Annotated in this window: 5 protein-coding genes; 2 read left to right on the top strand and 3 right to left on the bottom strand. The window is 61.5% G+C overall.

Translation table 11 applies throughout. From position 1 onward, the window contains the following. Both V8324_RS21545 and V8324_RS21540 read left to right on the top strand, forming a co-directional pair. Positions 1-129, top strand: a 129-nt coding sequence (locus V8324_RS21545; RefSeq protein WP_245601518.1) for an ATP-binding protein, incomplete at its 5' end; no start/stop codon positions are given. A gap of 287 nt (positions 130-416) precedes the next feature. Next, positions 417-656 (top strand): helix-turn-helix domain-containing protein, encoded by a 240-nt coding sequence (locus tag V8324_RS21540; RefSeq protein ID WP_336421941.1) that lies wholly within the window; start codon positions 417-419, stop codon positions 654-656. 108 nt (positions 657-764) lie between these two features. Here V8324_RS21540 and V8324_RS21535 read toward each other — a convergent pair whose 3' ends face one another. Genes V8324_RS21535 through V8324_RS21525 form a run of 3 tightly spaced genes read right to left on the bottom strand, consistent with a single transcriptional unit; the run spans position 765 to position 2,588 of the window. Further along, positions 765-1,958: a hypothetical protein gene (locus V8324_RS21535; RefSeq protein WP_336421940.1), complete on the bottom strand. Its 1,194-nt coding sequence runs from the start codon at positions 1,956-1,958 to the stop codon at positions 765-767. 46 nt (positions 1,959-2,004) lie between these two features. Next, positions 2,005-2,322 (bottom strand): type II toxin-antitoxin system RelE/ParE family toxin, encoded by a 318-nt coding sequence (locus V8324_RS21530; RefSeq protein ID WP_336421939.1) that lies wholly within the window; start codon positions 2,320-2,322, stop codon positions 2,005-2,007. Further along, positions 2,319-2,588, bottom strand: a complete 270-nt coding sequence (locus V8324_RS21525; RefSeq protein WP_336421938.1) for a hypothetical protein — start codon at positions 2,586-2,588, stop codon at positions 2,319-2,321. Before V8324_RS21525 ends, V8324_RS21530 begins: the two co-directional genes overlap by 4 nt. Positions 2,589-2,852: the final 264 nt, after the last annotated feature.

Genomic DNA, 2,852 nt, shown 5'->3' with positions numbered 1-2,852 from the left:
GCGCTGCTCGATCGCCTCACCCATCGCTGCCACATTTTGGAGACTGGCAACGACAGCTATCGCTTCAAAGCCAGCTCCGAGACAGCCAAAAAAAAACGGAAGGAGACAGCAGCATTGACGCCATCATGACGTGCAGAACATAACACCCGGGTGGGTCAAGTCTCGGTGACAATGCCGGGTCAGATCTCAGCGACAATCAACATGCGTGGTCGTAGTCGGTCAGATCATCGCCTTGTGGTGCGAGATCAGAGATCGGCGTGGTGCCGGTGACAGACATGATCCCCCTCGCCGTTTGGCGTTAGGGTCCATAAAAGCACATCGGATTGCCTGTGCAAGAACGGATCGCGGTCAGTCAGGTTGCAGATGAGCATTATAATACGTCGCACCAAAATACGCGATAGGCTTTTTAACTGCGGATGGATATCCGCGTTGTTTTTGCAAGTAATCTCAAGCACTACCGCCAAGCGCGTGGGCTGACGCAGGCCGCGTTGGCGGCAGCGATGGATGTCGACCGTGCCCATGTCAGCGCCATGGAACGCGGCCAGCAGAATGTCACCTTGCAGACTCTTCAGCGGGTCGCGGCGCATCTGGATGTAGCACCAGCACAGTTGATCGAAGAACGCTCTGAAGGCGATGTGCGTTCCCGAAAACCGTGATCGTTCGCCCGGGCAGTCAGCTTTCGGGTCGAAACGTGCAAGCTCAGGGCAGGGCATTGGCCGAACCCATTTCGTCGGGCAGGATGGTGTTCTATAGCGACCAATCCGCTATTCAGCACTGAGTTCGGTCAGCTTCTGGCCAAGGCGGCGTTGCATCAGATCATCGCCGGGCGTGATCTCCATCAGTCGCTGAAGCGCTGCGATGGCCCAGCCCCGCCGGTCGATGCGCGTGCTGGCGGTCATCAGGTGATCGACCGCTTCGTCGATGTCGAACGGGCTGGGTTCATAGCCACGGCCCGCCAGAAGATGCCTGATGGCATGCAGAGCGACATCGGCAGCAAAGGCCGGTTCCTTGATCGCGAAATCGCGGGCGGCGCGGATCAAGGTTGAGGGGGCGGCCTCACTGTCCGCTGCGCAGTCGAGCGCGATGTCAAAATACGTCGCAGTCTTTGCCGCGGCGAACCATTTGCCCTTGCGCCCGTGGAGCGCGATCAGGTCTTCCAGCAATGCACGGGCATCTCGGTCAGGGTAGCGTTTGACCAGATCGCGCCACATCGCCAGCCAGGTGTTTCCGCTCGCTGTGGGCAGGCCGAACCGGCGATAGGCTTCGTCTGCCTTGCCTTGCCGTACAAGGATCGCCTCGCAAAACCGGCAGATGTCGTGATGGCTCCATGTCTGGCGATCCCCCTCCAGAAGCGCCTCGGCATAGGCGAGCGCGTCATCCTCACGGCCTTGTCGAAGAAGGGCTTCGGCCCCGAACTTGTCGTCGAACCACAGCCGGGTTTTCTTGACCGCGAGGAGCGCCAGTAATTGGTCATACCGCGCGGCCTCGAGCAGAGAGGACAGCGTGAGCGTCGCGGTGCCGACATGGGAATACCGCTCCCAATCCGACCAGGCTTGATGGATCAGGTCGAGGTCCCTGTCGGCATGCAGGGTCATGAGCGCGGGATACACGGCGATCTCGCCGAACCGCTCCGAGATGGGCGCGAGGTAGTCGACGCCATCGTCTTCGATTGCCGTGCGCAGCTGTTCCAGCCATTTTGCGCGCGTCTTTTCATCGGCAGGGGCGGCGATCAGGATCGGCACAAGGTCGTCAAGTGTGCGGCGCACGGCGTTGCCAAGTGCGCCCGACGAGGTATCGATATGCTCAAACGCGGGCCAGATCCGCGCGGCCAATGCGACCACGCCGTCCGCCGCCGTGACAGGATCCGCGCGATTGACGGCCCGGATTTCCGCGCTGGCCGATTTCAACCGCTCGATCGCCTTGGCGGAGCCGCGCCATCCGAACGCGCTTGCGCGCATGCCGGGTTTGAAAGCCCATTTGTGGACAGGTTTGCGTGCCATCCTGCTACCGCTCGCGCGCTTTGCTGCGCGTGATCCAGTCGGCTCCGGCATAGGTTACGGCGTGGATATGAACCTCGCGGGCATCATCGTCTACGGTGAAGGCGATCACGGCCTTGCGGCCTGCTGGAATAGCGCGCAGCCCGGGGGCGATCTCGTCCCGGCGGCTGCCCTTGTGCGGCAGGTCAGCGAGGCTGGCGATGGTGGCCTCGATCTCGTCCAGCCGGCGCGCGGCGGATTGCGGGCCGGCATAGTCGATCAGCCAGCGTGTGATCGCGTCGAGATCATCCGCGACCGCCGGATGGAACCGGATGCGATAGCTCACGTTTCGCGCGCAGCCTGCAGCCGGGCCCGCGCGGCGGCAAATGCGTCATCTGCCGAGACATAGTCGGCACGCGGCGTGTCGAGCCGCGCCTGGATTTCTTCGGCCATCGCCCCAAGGGCCAACTCGCGCTCCTCTTCATCGCGCATCATCTGCTCCAGCGCCGCCGCCACAGCCGCGCTTTGCGAGGCGAAGACGCCTTGGCCCACCTTGTCGGTCAGGAACCGATGGTGGCGGTCGGTGAAGCTGAGGGTTGTCTTGACGGTCATGCTGGACTCCGAGGTATGACTTAGTCATATTAGCGAAGGTTTGAAGACTCGCAACCTCTTCGGGGAGGGCGGAAAGTCGGCGGCCTCTGCGAGTGCGATCGGCTGAATTGGTCAAAGCTTTGGCAGACATTAGAAGTACATTCTAAAAAGCCGGATTTAATAGTGTTTAGGGGCATTGTTGCAGAACTCAGGCCTGAGGTATGACTTCCCCTTACCCCACTGAGGTCAGCCCACGCGAGCGATCTCGGCGGTGCCGAGGGCGTT

It is taken from the genome of Roseovarius sp. D22-M7, assembly GCF_037083785.1.
In the GTDB taxonomy this organism is placed as follows: domain Bacteria; phylum Pseudomonadota; class Alphaproteobacteria; order Rhodobacterales; family Rhodobacteraceae; genus Roseovarius.
This window is presented reverse-complemented; position numbering and strand designations above follow the sequence as displayed.